The sequence below is a fragment of the Limisphaera ngatamarikiensis genome (assembly GCF_011044775.1).
Taxonomy (GTDB): domain Bacteria; phylum Verrucomicrobiota; class Verrucomicrobiia; order Limisphaerales; family Limisphaeraceae; genus Limisphaera; species Limisphaera ngatamarikiensis.
Window position 1 is genome coordinate 181,174 of record NZ_JAAKYA010000082.1, and the last position, 13,884, is coordinate 195,057.

Annotated in this window: 13 protein-coding genes; 8 read left to right on the plus strand and 5 right to left on the minus strand. The window is 65.9% G+C overall.

Features of this window, described 5'->3' with window-relative positions:
- Positions 1 to 32: 32 nt before the first annotated feature.
- On the minus strand, positions 33 to 1,217 hold the full coding sequence (locus G4L39_RS12825) for an SAM-dependent methyltransferase (protein WP_165108686.1): 1,185 nt from the start codon (positions 1,215 to 1,217) through the stop codon (positions 33 to 35).
- A gap of 55 nt (positions 1,218 to 1,272) precedes the next feature.
- On the opposite strand from G4L39_RS12825, the gene G4L39_RS12830 reads away from it, so the two are divergent.
- From G4L39_RS12830 to G4L39_RS12860, 7 genes are read left to right on the plus strand one after another with little or no spacing between them, the layout of a single operon-like run.
- Complete coding sequence (locus tag G4L39_RS12830) at positions 1,273 to 2,367, plus strand: type IV pilus twitching motility protein PilT (RefSeq protein WP_165108688.1); 1,095 nt, start codon at positions 1,273 to 1,275, stop codon at positions 2,365 to 2,367.
- Positions 2,368 to 2,370: 3 nt separating this feature from the next.
- Positions 2,371 to 3,573, plus strand: coding sequence for a type IV pilus twitching motility protein PilT (locus G4L39_RS12835; RefSeq protein WP_165108690.1), 1,203 nt, complete (start codon positions 2,371 to 2,373; stop codon positions 3,571 to 3,573).
- A gap of 4 nt (positions 3,574 to 3,577) precedes the next feature.
- Positions 3,578 to 4,057, plus strand: a complete 480-nt coding sequence (locus G4L39_RS12840) for a hypothetical protein (RefSeq protein WP_165108692.1) — start codon at positions 3,578 to 3,580, stop codon at positions 4,055 to 4,057.
- Positions 4,058 to 4,066: 9 nt separating this feature from the next.
- Positions 4,067 to 4,825: a TlyA family RNA methyltransferase gene (locus G4L39_RS12845; RefSeq protein ID WP_343203337.1), complete on the plus strand. Its 759-nt coding sequence runs from the start codon at positions 4,067 to 4,069 to the stop codon at positions 4,823 to 4,825.
- On the plus strand, positions 4,809 to 5,693 hold the full coding sequence (locus tag G4L39_RS12850; protein ID WP_240893993.1) for an NAD(+)/NADH kinase: 885 nt from the start codon (positions 4,809 to 4,811) through the stop codon (positions 5,691 to 5,693). Before G4L39_RS12845 ends, G4L39_RS12850 begins: the two co-directional genes overlap by 17 nt.
- A 2-nt stretch (positions 5,694 to 5,695) precedes the next feature.
- Positions 5,696 to 6,724 carry a LacI family DNA-binding transcriptional regulator gene (locus G4L39_RS12855; protein WP_165108694.1) on the plus strand — a complete coding sequence of 343 codons (1,029 nt, stop codon included), beginning with the start codon at positions 5,696 to 5,698 and terminating at the stop codon, positions 6,722 to 6,724.
- A gap of 47 nt (positions 6,725 to 6,771) precedes the next feature.
- Positions 6,772 to 7,182: a hypothetical protein gene (locus G4L39_RS12860; protein ID WP_165108696.1), complete on the plus strand. Its 411-nt coding sequence runs from the start codon at positions 6,772 to 6,774 to the stop codon at positions 7,180 to 7,182.
- On the opposite strand, the gene G4L39_RS12865 is transcribed toward G4L39_RS12860, so the two are convergent.
- Positions 7,080 to 8,363, minus strand: coding sequence for an RsmB/NOP family class I SAM-dependent RNA methyltransferase (locus G4L39_RS12865; RefSeq protein ID WP_205881002.1), 1,284 nt, complete (start codon positions 8,361 to 8,363; stop codon positions 7,080 to 7,082). The genes G4L39_RS12860 and G4L39_RS12865 overlap by 103 nt on opposite strands.
- Before the next feature lie 375 nt (positions 8,364 to 8,738).
- Between G4L39_RS12865 and G4L39_RS12870 the strand changes: the two genes are divergently transcribed.
- The gene (locus G4L39_RS12870) at positions 8,739 to 8,975 is read left to right on the plus strand and encodes a DUF2905 domain-containing protein (RefSeq protein WP_240893994.1); all 237 of its coding nucleotides are present in this window, start codon (positions 8,739 to 8,741) and stop codon (positions 8,973 to 8,975) included.
- Positions 8,976 to 9,026: 51 nt separating this feature from the next.
- On the opposite strand, the gene G4L39_RS12875 is transcribed toward G4L39_RS12870, so the two are convergent.
- From G4L39_RS12875 to G4L39_RS12885, 3 genes are all read right to left on the minus strand, one after another.
- Positions 9,027 to 11,696 carry a hybrid sensor histidine kinase/response regulator gene (locus G4L39_RS12875; protein ID WP_165108700.1) on the minus strand — a complete coding sequence of 890 codons (2,670 nt, stop codon included), beginning with the start codon at positions 11,694 to 11,696 and terminating at the stop codon, positions 9,027 to 9,029.
- A 226-nt stretch (positions 11,697 to 11,922) separates the two neighbouring features.
- Positions 11,923 to 12,840, minus strand: coding sequence for a tRNA glutamyl-Q(34) synthetase GluQRS (gluQRS, locus tag G4L39_RS12880; RefSeq protein ID WP_165108702.1), 918 nt, complete (start codon positions 12,838 to 12,840; stop codon positions 11,923 to 11,925).
- Between the two features lie 12 nt (positions 12,841 to 12,852).
- Positions 12,853 to 13,758: an SDR family oxidoreductase gene (locus G4L39_RS12885; RefSeq protein ID WP_240893995.1), complete on the minus strand. Its 906-nt coding sequence runs from the start codon at positions 13,756 to 13,758 to the stop codon at positions 12,853 to 12,855.
- Between the last annotated feature and the right edge of the window lie 126 nt (positions 13,759 to 13,884).

Genomic DNA, 13,884 nt, shown 5'->3' on the forward strand with positions numbered 1-13,884 from the left:
ATCGGCGTGGGGTTCGGTCGCAGGCCTGCGATTCAGTCGGGGCTCAGGTTGAGCGATGGGCAACGGTGCTGGACGAACGCCTGGAGGGCGTGGCCGAGGTGATCCGGATGGGTCAGCGTATGGAACTGCCGGAGGCGCGCGGCGTCCCAGCCGGGGTGCCCCTGGTTTTGTTCGGCCCAGCGTGTGGCGATGGCGGAGAGGAACCGGCCCTGGGGCTGCCGGAGCACGGTGGTCAGTCCTGCGGCCCGGCCCGCGCGCTCGAGGGCGGTGAAGGCCACGTGGGCGGTGAGGTCCTGTTCCCCCGGGCGTTCCAGGGGATCCGGGGCCAGGTGATGTCGGTAGTAGGCCCGGAGCGTACCTGTGGCGCGGGCGGGGTGTAGGCATTCTTCGGCGCTGAGGCCGTAATCGAAGGTGAGCAGCCAGCCTTCGACCAGGCTTTGGGCGGCCTGTTCCCACCATGCGAGTGCGGCGGGGCTGAGGTCGAGGGTGAAGCCGTCCGGCAACAAGTTCAGCAACTCGGGTGGCGGCTCGATACCGAACCGCCGGAGCAAATCGGCCCGTTCGCGGACGGCCTCGGGCGGATCCGGGATGACGGTCCAGGAGAAGCGGCCCTTTTGCCATGTGACGCCCCATTCGGACCAGTGACCGGCACGGGCGTTCCAGCGGAGGCGCCGGACGGGGAGGGCGTCGAGGAACTCGTTGGCGAAGATAACTCCGGTGACGCTGCGGGGCGGCAGGGGGAACCATTCGGGGGCGTTGGGGTGGGAGGGATCGGTGGGTGTGCCGGGCCAGTCCACTTGCTCGGCCCAGGGGCCGAGGGTGGCCTGTTGCCAGGCCCGTCGGCGGGGGGAAGGCTCGAGGATGAGGTAGCGGAGGCGGCGGGCCAGTTGGGGGCGATGTTGCGCAAACCACTCAAGGATTTGGCGCGCCAGCCGACCATCATGAGCGGCGGCCTCGACGCAGAGGAGCGTCGTATCGGGACCGGTCCGGGCCGCCAGGGTTTGCAACCAGTCGGCCAGTTGGAACGCAAGTAGCTCTGCGAAAAGGGGGCCGACGCTGACGCTGGTGTAGTAGTCGCCGCGTCGGCCCGGGTTGTCCGGATTCTGTTCATAGTATCCAGAACCCGGACAGTAGAGCGCCAGGGCCATGAACTGGTCGAAACGCAACCAGCCCCGGGGCTGGAGCGAGGCAAGGATGTGGGCAACAACCGGATTCACGGTGGACGGAACCTGTGAGCCGGCGGAGCCGGCCGCGGGTTGTTAGAGGGGTGCCATGGCAAAGATTGACGCCTTTTTCAACCTGATGTTCGAGCACAAAGCCTCGGACCTGCACCTTTCATCGGGCAACGTCCCGATGTTGCGGATCAACGGGGAGTTGCACCGCATTGACCATCCGCCGCTGGATCCGGACGAGCTCAAGCGCATGCTGTACGAAATCACCCCGGACTACAAAATCAAGATCTTCGAGGAGACCGGGGACGTGGATTTCGGGTACGAGATTCCGAACATTTCGCGGTTCCGGGCCAATTATTTCATGCAGAAGAACGGCATCAGTGCCGTGTTCCGTCAGATCCCCACCAAGGTCCTGTCGTTTGAGGATTTTGAGAAGATGGATGCGCCGCTGCCGCCGGTGCTCAAAAAGTTTGCCATGCTGGAGAAGGGGCTGGTGGTGGTGACGGGGCCGACCGGCTCGGGCAAGAGCACCACGTTGGCGGCGATCATTGACTATGCCAACCGGAACCGGCGGGACCACATCATCACGCTGGAGGACCCGATCGAGTTTGTGCACGAGAGCAAGAACTGCCTGGTGCAGCATCGGGAGGTGGGTGTGCACACCAAGTCGTTTGCGGCCGGGTTGCGCGGGGCGTTGCGCGAGGATCCGGACATCATCCTGATTGGCGAGCTCCGGGATCTGGAGACGATTGAGCTGGCCCTGATTGCGGCGGCGACGGGTCACCTGGTGTTTGCGACGCTGCATACGCCGAGTGCGGCCAAGACGGTGGACCGCATCATTGACGTGTTTCCCGCCGAGCAGCAGAACAAGATTCGCGCCACGCTGGCCGAGTCGCTGCGCGGGATCGTGGCCCAGAACCTGTTCAAGCGCATTGACCGCAAGGGCCGGGTGGCGGCCCTGGAGATTCTGGTGTTCACCACCGCCATTGCCAACCTGGTGCGCGAGGGCAAGACCCATCAGATCCCGGGCATGATCCAGGTGGGCAAGAAATGGGGGAACCAACCGCTGGACGACGCCATCATGGAGCATTTGCGGATGAAACGGATTTCGCCGGAGGAGGCCTACGAAAAGTGTCTGGACAAGAAGCGGTTTCGTCCCTTCCTGCCGCATCCGCCGGACGACGAGGAGGTGTGAACCATGCGCCGACCCGAACTGGACTACATCCTGACCACGATGCTGGAGAGCCAGCCGGAGGTATCCGACCTCCTGTTCACCGTGGGCAAACCCCTGCAGGTGGAGTCGTACGGGGAACTCAAGCCGGTGGAGATCGATCCGCCGCTCGGGGCCCTGACACCGTTCCAGACGGAGATGGTTGCGCTGAACCTGATCGGGGACAATCCCTGGCACATCGAGTCGCTGTTGCGACACGGGTCCTGTGACGCGGCCTACACCCTCGGCGACAGGGCCCGGTTCCGCATCAACGTGTTTTCGCAGCGGGGTCATTACTCGGTGGTGCTGCGCAAGTTGAACACGAAGATTCCGACGCTGGACGAACTGAAGTTCCCCGAGGTGATGAAGCGGATTCCGGAGGAGAAGATGGGGCTGGTGCTTGTGACCGGTGCCACCGGGTCGGGCAAGAGCACCACCCTGGCGGCGATCCTCAACGAGATCAACCGGACGAAGGCGGTGCACATTGTCACGCTGGAGGATCCGATCGAGTTTGTGCACCAGCACGACAAGGCCACGTTCAACCAGCGGGAGCTGGGCACGGATTTTGACACCTACGCCAACGGGTTGCGGGCGGCGTTGCGGCAGGCGCCCAAGGTGATTCTGGTTGGCGAGATGCGGGATCAGGAAACGGTCAAGATTGCCCTGAGCGCGGCCGAGACGGGGCACCTGGTGTTGAGCACGCTGCACACGATTGACGCCGGGCAGACCATCAACCGCATCCTCGGCATGTTCGAGCCGGAGGAACAGGAACAGATCCGGCCGCGCCTGGCCGATGCGTTGCGGTGGGTGGTGAGCCAGCGTTTGGTGCCGCGGATCGGGGGTGGACGTTATGCGCTGCTGGAGATCATGGGGACCAACCTGCGGGTGCAGGAGACGATCCGCCTGGGCGAGAGCGAGGGCAGGACGTTTTACGAAATCATCGAGGCCAGCCAGCCGTTTGGCTGGCGCACCTTTGATTACTCCTGTTTGGAGGCGTACGAGAACGGTTACATCACCGAGGAAACCGCGGTGCAATACTGCACCAAACGGAGCGTGGTCACCCGCGGCATTGACAACATCCGCAAGGCACGGGGTGAACCGACCACGCCGTTGACCGGACTGCGGCTGAAAACGCCCTCCGAGGTGACCGGGGGCGGATCGAACCCACCCACCTTGAAACTGAAGATCTGATGCCATGGCCGAGCGTTTCGAATTCCTGAGTGCCACGGACAAGCCGGCGTTGGTGGCTTTTTCGACACCGGAATGGCTGGAGGCCGTCCGGGCGGCCCTGCTGGAGCTGGGTTACAAGGTGCACACCGCCGCCACGCACGGCGATTTCCTGGCGCGGTTTCACCAAATCCGCTACCAGGTGGTGGTCCTGGAGGAGCTGTTTGCGGCCAATTCGATCGAGGAAAACCTGAGCTTGCGGGCGCTGCAGCAGATGCCCATGGGCCAGCGCCGGCACGCCACGGTCATTCTGCTGGGGGATTCTTTTCAGACGTTCATGCCGCTGCAGGCCTTTCAGCAGAGCGTCCATGCCGTGATCAACAGTTCGGAGCTGTTTCTGATCCGGCAGCTCATCGAAAAGGCCGTGGCCGACAAGGAACTGTTCCTCCACGCCTACGAGACCACGTTTCAGCGGGTGTTGACATCTCCGTTACGCCCGGCAGCCTGACACCGACAGGTGAAGGTGTCCGGGACGTTGCGACTCGACCAGGCCCTGGTGGCGCGCGGGTTGTGTTCCAGTCGGGAACAGGCCCGTCGGGCCGTCCTGGCCGGCCGGGTGCGCATCAACGGCCAGCCTGCGCGCAAACCCTCCGACCCGGTCCGGGCCACGGATGTGGTGGAGCTGGAGGCGCCGGAGCGTTACGTGAGCCGGGGCGGCTACAAACTGGAAGCGGCCCTGCGCGGGTTCGGGCTGGATCCGACCGGCTGGCGCGCGGTGGATCTGGGCGCTTCCACGGGGGGATTCACCGATTGTCTGTTGCAGCATGGGGCGCGGCAGGTGTACGCCGTGGATGTGGGTCACGGCCAACTGGCCTGGAAGCTCCGGCAGGATCCGCGCGTGGTGGTGATGGAGGGGTGCAATGCGCGGTATTTGAGTCCGGACCGGTTTCCCGTGCCGTTTGAGCCGGTGGACCTGGTGGTGGCGGACTGTTCCTTCATTTCCCTGCGGCTGATTCTGCCCGTTGCCGTTGCCTTGGTGCGGCCGGGGGGTAGAATCGTGGCGTTGGTCAAACCGCAGTTTGAGGCGGGCCGGCGGGAGGCGGCGCGGGGCCGGGGCGTGATTCGCGATCCGGCCATTCACGCCCGGGTGCTGGAGGAACTGCGGGTGTTTGTGACGGAACAGCTGGGCCTGGTCTGGCATGGGGTGGTGGAATCGCCCCTGCGGGGCCCGGCCGGCAACGTGGAGTTTCTGGTGCACCTTGAAAAACCGCGGTGAACGCATTCGGCGGGTCGGGCTGGTGGGGAATGTGGAGAAACCGGCCTGTGCCCGGGTGGTGAGGGCGGCGGCGCGCCTGATCCGGGAAGCGGGTCGGCAAGTGGCCATGGACGCCGCCACGCAGCGGTTGACGCGTCAGGAGGCCGAGGTTCATCCCGATGCGGCGGCGCTGGCGGGGAAGGTGGACCTGCTGCTGGTGTGTGGCGGGGACGGCACCATGCTGCGTGTGGCGCGCGAGATTGCCGGCCTGTCCACGCCGATCCTGGGGATCAACATCGGGGGGCTGGGGTTCCTGACGGCGGTGTCGTCCCGTCAACTGCCGGAGGCGCTGGATCGGATCTGGTCGGGCCGGTTCACCTTCGAGCGACGCACGTTGTTGGAGGCCACGGCCGAGCACGGCGGGCGGCGGTATCGGTGTCGGGCCCTGAACGACGTGGTGATCAGTCACGGCAGTGAATCGCGGTTGATTGATTTGGACGTGACGGTGGACGGGGATCCGGTGACCTGTTACCGGGGGGACGGTCTGGTGATCAGTTCCCCCACGGGTTCGACGGCCTATTCGCTGGCGGCCGGTGGTGCGATTGTGTTGCCGACGGCGCAGGTGATTGCCCTGACGCCGATTTGCCCGCATACGCTGAGCAACCGGGCGCTGATTTTGAACCACGGCGCCCGGATTGAGGTGAAGGTGTTGACGCAGCGGCCCACCGCGGTGTTGAGCGCCGATGGGGAACTGATCACCGAACTGGTGGCGGGGGATCGGGTAATGATCCGGCGCAGCCGACACACGGTGCGGCTGATGCATCTGACCGGCAGTTCGTTTTTCGAGGCGTTGCGATCGAAGCTGCACTGGCGCGGGACGACCCTTTGACCATGGTGCGGTTGAAAGACATTGCAGAGCGGGCGGGCGTCTCGGTGATGACGGTCTCCAAGGCCTTGCGGGATCTGCCGGACGTGGCCGAGGGCACGCGGCAGCGGATCCAGGCCCTGGCGCGGGAAATGGGTTATGTGCCGGATTCGGTGGCGCGGGGCTTGCGCACCCGGGCCACGCGTTTGTTTGGAGTGGTGTTGCCGGCGGTGACCCATCCCGTGTACGCCCGGGTGTTGTTGGCGTTGGAGGAGCGGACCTACGAGGTGGGTTACGACCTTCTGTACGCGCACACGCTGAACCTTCCGGAGCGCGAGGAACGGGCCATTGAACGGATGTTGTCGCGGCGCGTGGAGGGTTTGTTTCTGAGTCCGGCGCCGCGCCTGCAGGGCGAGGTGCGTGTGTACGAAGAGCTGGCCCGGTCGGGCACGCCGGTGGTGGTGTTGGGGGAACCCACGCCTGCGTGCGAGCGGTTTCCCAGCGTGGCCGGAGACGACCATGCGGGCGCTTACGAGGGGACCCGGCACTTGTTGGAGCTGGGGCACCGGCGGATCGCTTTTCTGTCGGGGCCGGTGGCTGCCCCCTGGGCGCGGCGCCGGTGGGAGGGGTATCGGCGGGCCCTGTTGGAGGCCGGGGTGGAACCGAGGGACCGGTGGGTTTTTGCCGGTGGCACCACCATTGAGGACGGCGTCCAGGCCGGGGCACAGTTGTTGGCAGAGGCGCCCGAAGTGACGGCCGTGTTTGCCTCCAACGACCTGACGGCGATCGGGTGCGGGGAGTATTTGTTGAATCACGGGGTTCGAATTCCGGAGGATCTTTCACTGCTGGGCTTTGGGAACACCCTAGCGGCGGAGCATTTTCGGGTGCCTCTGACCACCCTGCGGGAGCCGAAACGGCGGTTGGGGTACGCGGCCATGAACGTCATGTCGCAGTTGCTCCGGAGACAACCGGCTGAATCGGTGCGTTTGCCGGTGACCCTGGCGATTCGGGCCAGCACGGCCCCGCCACGGAGCGGACCGTTGTCGGTGCGTTGACCGGGTCCGGGCCCCCGACTGGCATGGGCCGTGCTCATCGTGGTGTTGTGAAGAAGGTTTGGTTGGCCATGCTGTTGGGAGCCGCCGTGGCGGGGGTGGGCTGGCAGTCACTGCGCTGGTCTGCTCAACGGCTGGACGCCCAACGGGCGAAGTTTGTTGAAGACGCGGGACAGCTGCTGCTGGCGTTGCAGCAGTACAAGGAGTTCACCGGCCATTATCCCGAGGGCCAGAATCTGGACATCGCGCGTGCGCTGTTGGGACAGGGGCCGGAAAAGGTGGTAATCCTGACGGTTCGGAAGAGTGACCGAAACGCCAAGGGCGAACTGGTGGATCCGTGGGGGACGCCCCTGGCGTTTTATTTCTCGGGCAACTCGGTGCTGATCCGTTCGGCCGGCCCCAACAAGGTTTGGGAAGACGCCGGTTCGCCCGGTTGCGACGATCTGTTCCGCTCCAATTGAGCCGGGGCCGGCCCGGCGTCTTTCCGGCGACGCCAAGCCGCGATGAACATGCCGTTGCCGTCGGTGTCCTGGGGCCACAGCAGCAGGGTGGGTGTGCTCCAGTCGGGCAACCCGGGCAGGGGCCAACGCAGCGGCAGCGGTTCGAATTCCGGGTGCGCGCCCTGGAATGCGTTGACCACCTCGATCGTTTCCGGCCGGGTGAGGGTGCAAACTGCATAGATCAGCCGGCCCCCGGGTTTGACCGCCGGGGCGACGTGTTCCAGGAGGCGGCGTTGCAGGGCTGCCAGTTCGTGGACGTCCTGCAATTGTGTGGTCCAGCGGGCGTGGGGATTGCGTCCCCAGGTGCCGACGCCGGAGCAGGGGGCGTCCACGAGCACGCCGTCGAAGAGGACCGACATGGGCCGTTCGGGGCCGCCGTCCCAGTGGGCGGCCTGGTAGTTCTGGACCTGCGCCCGGGCCGCGCGGCGACGGAGCCGTTCGAGTCGCCATTGCGCGGTGTCGGTGGCCCAGACCTGGCCGCGTCCCTGCATGAGGTCGGCCAGATGCAGGGTTTTGCCTCCTTCACCGGCGCATGCGTCCCACCAGAGTTCGCCGGGTCGCGGTGCGCAGAGATGGCCGACCAGTTGGGAGGTGATGTCCTGGATTTCGAAACGGCCCTGGGCAAACTCGTGGGTCCGGAACAGGTCGCGGCGTCCTTCGTAAACGTAGGCATCCGGCAGCCAGGTTTTCCGCAGGTGGCCGAGCGATTCGACAAGTTCGCGGCCCTGGCCGGGCCGGACGCGGATGAAGAGTTTAGGTTCGCGTTGGAGGCTGCGGAGCCAGGCGTCCGAAACGTCCATGACCTCGTGGACCCAGGAGGGGACGGCCTTGGCGCGTAGGGCTTCGGCCCGGAGACTGAAGGGGTTTTTCTCAAAACGTTCGGCCAGTTCCTCGGCCTTGCGGATTTTCCGCAACAGGCCGCGCTCGTTTTTGAGCCAGCCGCGCCAGCGATAATATTGGAAGACCCAGCGGCTGACGCGTGCGGCGCCCGGCTGGGAAAGCTGGGCCTCGCGGTGAAGAACCTCTCGCAGGACGCGGTCGGCCGGGTGTTCGCGGTCGGCGTTTTCAATCACCTCCACGGCCAGCGACAACAGCAGTTCCTCGGGTTCGATCCCTGTGAACGGTCGCGGACTACGGTGCACAGACGTTTTCGGATCCATGGTTAGCCGCTTGTCCGGGGCGCGAATTCGTCGCGGGCTCGGCGGGAGCCGGGCGACGGTTCGGGCCGGGCCTGCCGACCCTGAATCGGCCCCTCGAAACCATGTTCTAGGATGGCCCGGTGCGGGGTCGGATGCAACCGCACGCATTTTAAGGTTGTTGCGCCCGGGGTTCCGGCCGAAGGGGTGGGGATGGAACTTGCGCGGGGCAGGGAGGCAGCCTCACGGGGGTGCAATATGGTTGGCGGGGCAGGCGGACGCGGGGTGGGGCGGGCTGATCCCTGGTTACGGGTTGGGTCTTGCGGGGTGCAGGCGCGGCCGTCTAATGATGCTGTCGGTGCCGGGAGGCGTGCAAGTGCAATGGAACCGATGGACTTTCACGCGATGAAGGAGCTGGGCAAGCTGTTGGTGATGGCGGGGCTGATGCTGGCGGTGGTGGGGGTGTTGCTGTGGACCGGCTGGGGCCGCGGTTGGCTGGGCCGATTGCCCGGCGACATCCACTACACGCGAGGGAACTTCAGCCTTCACTTCCCCATTGTGACGTGCCTGCTTCTGAGCCTGGTGTTGACGATGTTGCTGTGGTTGTTCCGGCGATGAGACACGCCGGGCAGAGGCGGAACGGGGCCGGCGGGTGGGAACGCCGGTGGCTCAGGCGGTGACGGGGGATTCGTCGAGGGTTTGGCGGACCACGCGGGCCAGTTGAGCCGGTGGATAGGGTTTTTGCAGGTAGACGATGCCCGGGCGTTGGAGGAAGTCTTCGCCCACAACCTCGGCGCTGTAGCCGCTGGTGAAAATGACCTTGAGATCGGGCCGGTCCTGCCAGAGTCGCTCCGCCAGTTGCCGGCCGTTCATGCGTCTGGGCATGACCAGGTCGGTGAGCAGCAGGTCGATTTCGTCCCGGTGGCGCGCCCAGATTTCGACTGCTTCCGGTCCGTTGGCGGCCTGGAGCACGCGGTAGCCGTAATGCCGCAGCAGAGCGGCCACGAGTTCGCGTACGGAGGGTTCGTCCTCGACCACGAGGATGGTTTCGCTGCCCCGGGGTTCGGGCGGTTCGGAGGTCATGGGTTCCGGGATCGGCTCGGACTGGCTCTGGTGGGGCAGGTAGACGCGGAAGGTACTGCCGCGACCGACGGTGCTCTCGACTTCGATCCAGCCATGGTGCTGCTGGACAATGCTGTAGGCCGTGGCCAGGCCCAGGCCGGTGCCCTTGCCGACCTCCTTGGTGGTGAAGAAGGGTTCGAAGATGCGCTTGAGGTTTTCGGGTGGGATGCCGCAGCCGGTGTCGGTGACCTCGAGTCGGACCCACGGTCCGGGCCCGGGTCCGGTGGCGGGTCCGGGTCCGGGGCTTTCCTGGGTGAGCACGGCCACGCGCAGGTCGAGGTAACCACCTTCGGGCATGGCGTCGCGGGCGTTGACCACCAGGTTGAGCACGACCTGTTCGAGCATGCCGGGGTCGGCGAAGACCCAGGCGGGTTGGGGCGAGAACTGCAAACGCAGGACGATGTGCTCGCCCAGGATTCGTCCAAGCATGCGGCTGAGGTGGTGGACCAGCTCGTTGAGGTCGAGGGTTCGGGGCTGGAGTGGCTGGCGACGGCTGAAGGTCAGCAACTGGCGGGTGAGGTTGGCGGCGCGTTCGGCGGCCTGATGGATCTGGTGGGCGGCATGGTGGGTGGGGGAATCGGCCGGGTGTGAACGGAGCAGCTGGTGGGCGTTGCCCTGGATGACGGTGAGGAGGTTGTTGAAATCGTGGGCGATGCCGCCGGCCAGTTGTCCGATGGCCTCCATTTTTTGGGCGTGGCGGAGCTGGTCTTCGAGGGCTTTCTGGGCTGTGAGGTCGCGGAACAGGGTCAGCAGGAGGGCGGGGCGGCCTTCGGATTCGATGAAGGTGTGGCTCAGTTCCAGTTCGCGGGTCTGGCCGTTGCGGAGTGTGAGTCGGTGTTGCACCCGGCGTTCGAGCGAACGATCCCTGAAACCCTGCTGGTATTGACCGAGCAAAAGCGCCTGTTGCGGGCCCGGCGGGTGGATCACGGTGAACCGCTGGCCTTCGAGTTCGGAGCGGTCCATCCCCACCAGCCGGCAGAACGCCTCGTTGACCGCCACCAGATGGCCCTGTTCGTCGGTCAGGCACATGCCATCCACGGAATTCTCCCAGACGGAGAAAAACAGGCGTTCGGATTCGCGCAGGGCCGACTCGGCTTGTTTCCGGTCGCTGATGTCCCGGACGATCAACAGGGCAAAGGTGTCGTTGTCTTCGTGGACGAGGCGGGCGCGGATTTCGACCGGGGTGAGGCGGTCTTCGGGGCCCTGCCAGTGGCTTTCGGTTGCGGGTGATGCACCGGCGGCGAGCTGCCGCCAGAGGAGTCGGGCGGTGGGACGTTCTGCGTCGGGGAGGAAATCGAACCAGCACCGGCCGGGGAGGTCTTCGCGCGAGGTGCCGGTCAGCTTGCGGGCTGCGGCGTTGGCGTCGCGCACCAGGCCGTTCAGATCCAGCACGAAGATGGCGTCGGGCGAGTTTTCGAACAGGGCGCGGAAACGTTCCTCGGCCTGTTTGCGTTCGGTGATATCGCGGCAGGTCATGAGGAGACCGGCCAGGTCGGGTTCGTGGAGGCGGTTTTGGAGGATGGACTCCATGTGGCGCCAGCGACCGTCCCTGTGGCAGATGCGGAATTCGACCCGGACGGGCCGGGTTTCGGCCGAGTGCAGGGACTCGAAGGCGGACCGCAGGGCGCCGACGTCCTCGGGGTGGACGAATTCGCACCAGTCCTGACCGATCCAGCCCTCGGGTTCGTAGCCCAGCACGGCCCGGGCCGAAGGGCTGGCGTACCGGATGCGCCCGTGCGGATCCAGCAACACGACCAGGTCCAGGACGTTTTCGGTCAGGGCCCGCATGAGGCGTTGTTGGCGGCCGATTTCCTCCTGCAGGGCGCGCAACCGGCGTCGTTCCTCGGTCAGGTGGAGGGCACGTTCGACGGCTGGCAGGAGCCGGTCGGTCCACTGTTTCAGCACGTAATCGGTGGCACCCTGCCGGAGGCTTTCCACGGCGGCGGCCTCGCCGGCGGTGCCGGACAGAAGGATGAAGGGTGTCTCGGGGCTGAGCTGACGGGCCAGTGCCAGGGCTTCCAGCCCCGAACAGGCAGGAAGGTGAAAGTCGCTGAGAATGAGGTCGAACGTATCCCGGACCAGGCTGTCGCGGAAATCGTCCAGACTGCTGACCGCGGTGATCTGAGCGTTCCAGCCGGCTTCCTCCAGCCATGCGGCCACAAGGGCCGCGTAATCCATGTCGTCCTCGAGATGGAGAATCCTCAGGGTTCGCCCCATGCGTTGCCTCGCATCCTGATCTGTTGCGTGTCTGGATGGGCAGCAACTGGGATACCACCCGACGGTGGAGGGTGGGCGCCGGCCGGGTCCCGGCCTTCTTGAGCCGGGTTTATGCTCAAGCGGTCCGGCAGGGGAGGCCGACGGGCCATCGAATCTGTCCAGGATTTGAGATGGGCTGTCTCATGGCGGGACAGCGGCATGTCACGCCGGGCAGGCGCCGGACGTGTCAGGTGGCAGCAGGCGCGGAGAAGGTCTGGAGCAGGTCCGACTCGGCCCACCGCTGGCGGATTTGTTCGGGTTGCCAGCCGCGGGCGCGGAGGGTGCGCAAGCTGAGTGCGTCGTGGCGTTTGGCCAGGCGGTGGCCGTGCGCGTCTGTGACCAGGGGACAGTGAAAGAAGTCCGGGGGCTGGAGGCCGAGCGCCCGGTACAACAGAAGTTGTCGCGCGGTGGATTTGAGGAGGTCGGCGCCGCGGACCACTTCGGTGATTTGCATGGCGGCGTCGTCGACCACGCAGGCCAGTTGGTAGGCGGGCACACCATCGCTGCGCCAGACGATGAAGTCCCCAAAGTCCACGCCTGCGACGAATCGTTGCGGACCGCAGGCGCCGTCGATGAACTCGATGACCTTTCCCTCGGGCACGCGGAATCGCCAATGAACCCGTCCGTCGGGCGTGGGTGGGGGTGCACCGGCGACGGGTCGGCAGGTGCCCGGGTAAATGGGTTCATCCTCATCGGCGGCGTGCGGGGCACGGGCGGCGGCCCGCACTTCGCGTCGGGAACAGCGGCAGGGGTACACCCAGCCGGCTTCCTTGAGTTTCGCGAGTGCGTCGGCGTACAGGGCGAGCCGTTGGCTCTGGCAATACGGACCGAACGGGCCGCCCAGATCGGGTCCTTCCTGCCACTGGAAGCCGAACCAGCGCAGATCTTCCAGCATCGCTTCCGTCCAATGCGCCCTGCATCGTTCCCGGTCCAGGTCCTCGATTCGGAGCACCAGCATACCCCCGGCGGCGCGTGCCCGTTCCTGGGCCACCCAAAAGGTACGGGCGTGGCCCAGGTGAAGGAGGCCGGTGGGTGAGGGTGCCAGACGGCCGCGGTAGGTTTTCGGCCCTGGCAACGGCGGGATGCTGCTTGGTCCGGAGTTCATGGCCCTGCGGTTTTACAACGTGCCCGGGGGTTGACTTGCCAGCCAGGAGCTGAACGCGGGCATGGGTTGGCCGAGCAACGTCTCGGCTTTGGCGCAGTTCAGGGAGGTGTCCGGCGGCCGGGGCGGGCCGGGCTGATCCTTTTGTGAGGCGGGCACCATGAGCGGTTTGAGGTCCGGCCAATGCCGGGCCAGCAGCTGGCCGAGTTCCCACCGGGAGAGCCGCTCGCCACCGGCCACGTGGAGGGTGCCCGTAGCCTGGTGTTGGACCAGCGCCCAAACCAATCGGGCTGTCTCCGTGGCCGCGATGGGGCTGCGGAACTCATCCGTGAACAGTCGGGTGACGCGTCCGGAAGCCCATGCCCGGCGCAATTCTTCGTTGAAAGCGCGGTCGCCCCGGGGCGACCGGCCCAGGTTCAGAGAGGTTCGCACGATCAGATGTCGGGGATGCTGTCGGACCCGTTCTTCTGCTGCGACCTTGGTTTCCGCATAGACACTGAGCGGGTGGACCGGATCGTCCTCGCGGTACTGCCCTTTCCGACCGTCGAATACCAGGTCGGTGGAGAAAAACACAAACCGGGCCGACCCGGCCAATTCCGTCAGTTGCCGTGTGACCTCCACATTGACGAGTCGGGCCGTGGCGGGGTCGACCTCGCACGCGGCGGTCCGGCTGATGGCGGCGCAATGGATGATCAGGGCCGGCGAATCGCGATGGTAAAGCCGGCGAAGTGCCGGGAAATCGGTCAGATCCAGATCCTGACGGGTCAGGGGACGAACTCTCCAGGGCAATTCGGGAGCCGTGGCGGCGCGGACCAGGGCGTGCCCCAGCAACCCGGCGGCGCCGGTGACCCAGGCCAGGGGCAGCTCCGGAGGGCCTTCGGGGGCGGCTCCGGACGGAGAAGAAGTTACAATCCAACCCATGCGGCTTGGAGAGGCGGGATCGGGTGAAGTTGGGGCTCGTGTGGGCCGGCGGGCCGGTGGGGCGGGAGGTGGTTCAAGACCTGGCTTGCCCGCATGGCGGGTCGATGACTGCCGGGATGGAACGGT

Coding starts and splice junctions, on each gene's coding strand:
- G4L39_RS12840 (WP_165108692.1), top strand. CDS start 3,578: ATGGCCGAGCGTTTCGAATTCCTGAGTGCCACGGACAAGCCGGCGTTG.
- G4L39_RS12875 (WP_165108700.1), bottom strand. CDS start 11,696: ATGGGGCGAACCCTGAGGATTCTCCATCTCGAGGACGACATGGATTAC.
- G4L39_RS12830 (WP_165108688.1), top strand. CDS start 1,273: ATGGCAAAGATTGACGCCTTTTTCAACCTGATGTTCGAGCACAAAGCC.
- gluQRS (WP_165108702.1), bottom strand. CDS start 12,840: ATGAACTCCGGACCAAGCAGCATCCCGCCGTTGCCAGGGCCGAAAACC.
- G4L39_RS12870 (WP_240893994.1), top strand. CDS start 8,739: ATGGAACCGATGGACTTTCACGCGATGAAGGAGCTGGGCAAGCTGTTG.
- G4L39_RS12885 (WP_240893995.1), bottom strand. CDS start 13,758: ATGGGTTGGATTGTAACTTCTTCTCCGTCCGGAGCCGCCCCCGAAGGC.
- G4L39_RS12835 (WP_165108690.1), top strand. CDS start 2,371: ATGCGCCGACCCGAACTGGACTACATCCTGACCACGATGCTGGAGAGC.
- G4L39_RS12855 (WP_165108694.1), top strand. CDS start 5,696: ATGGTGCGGTTGAAAGACATTGCAGAGCGGGCGGGCGTCTCGGTGATG.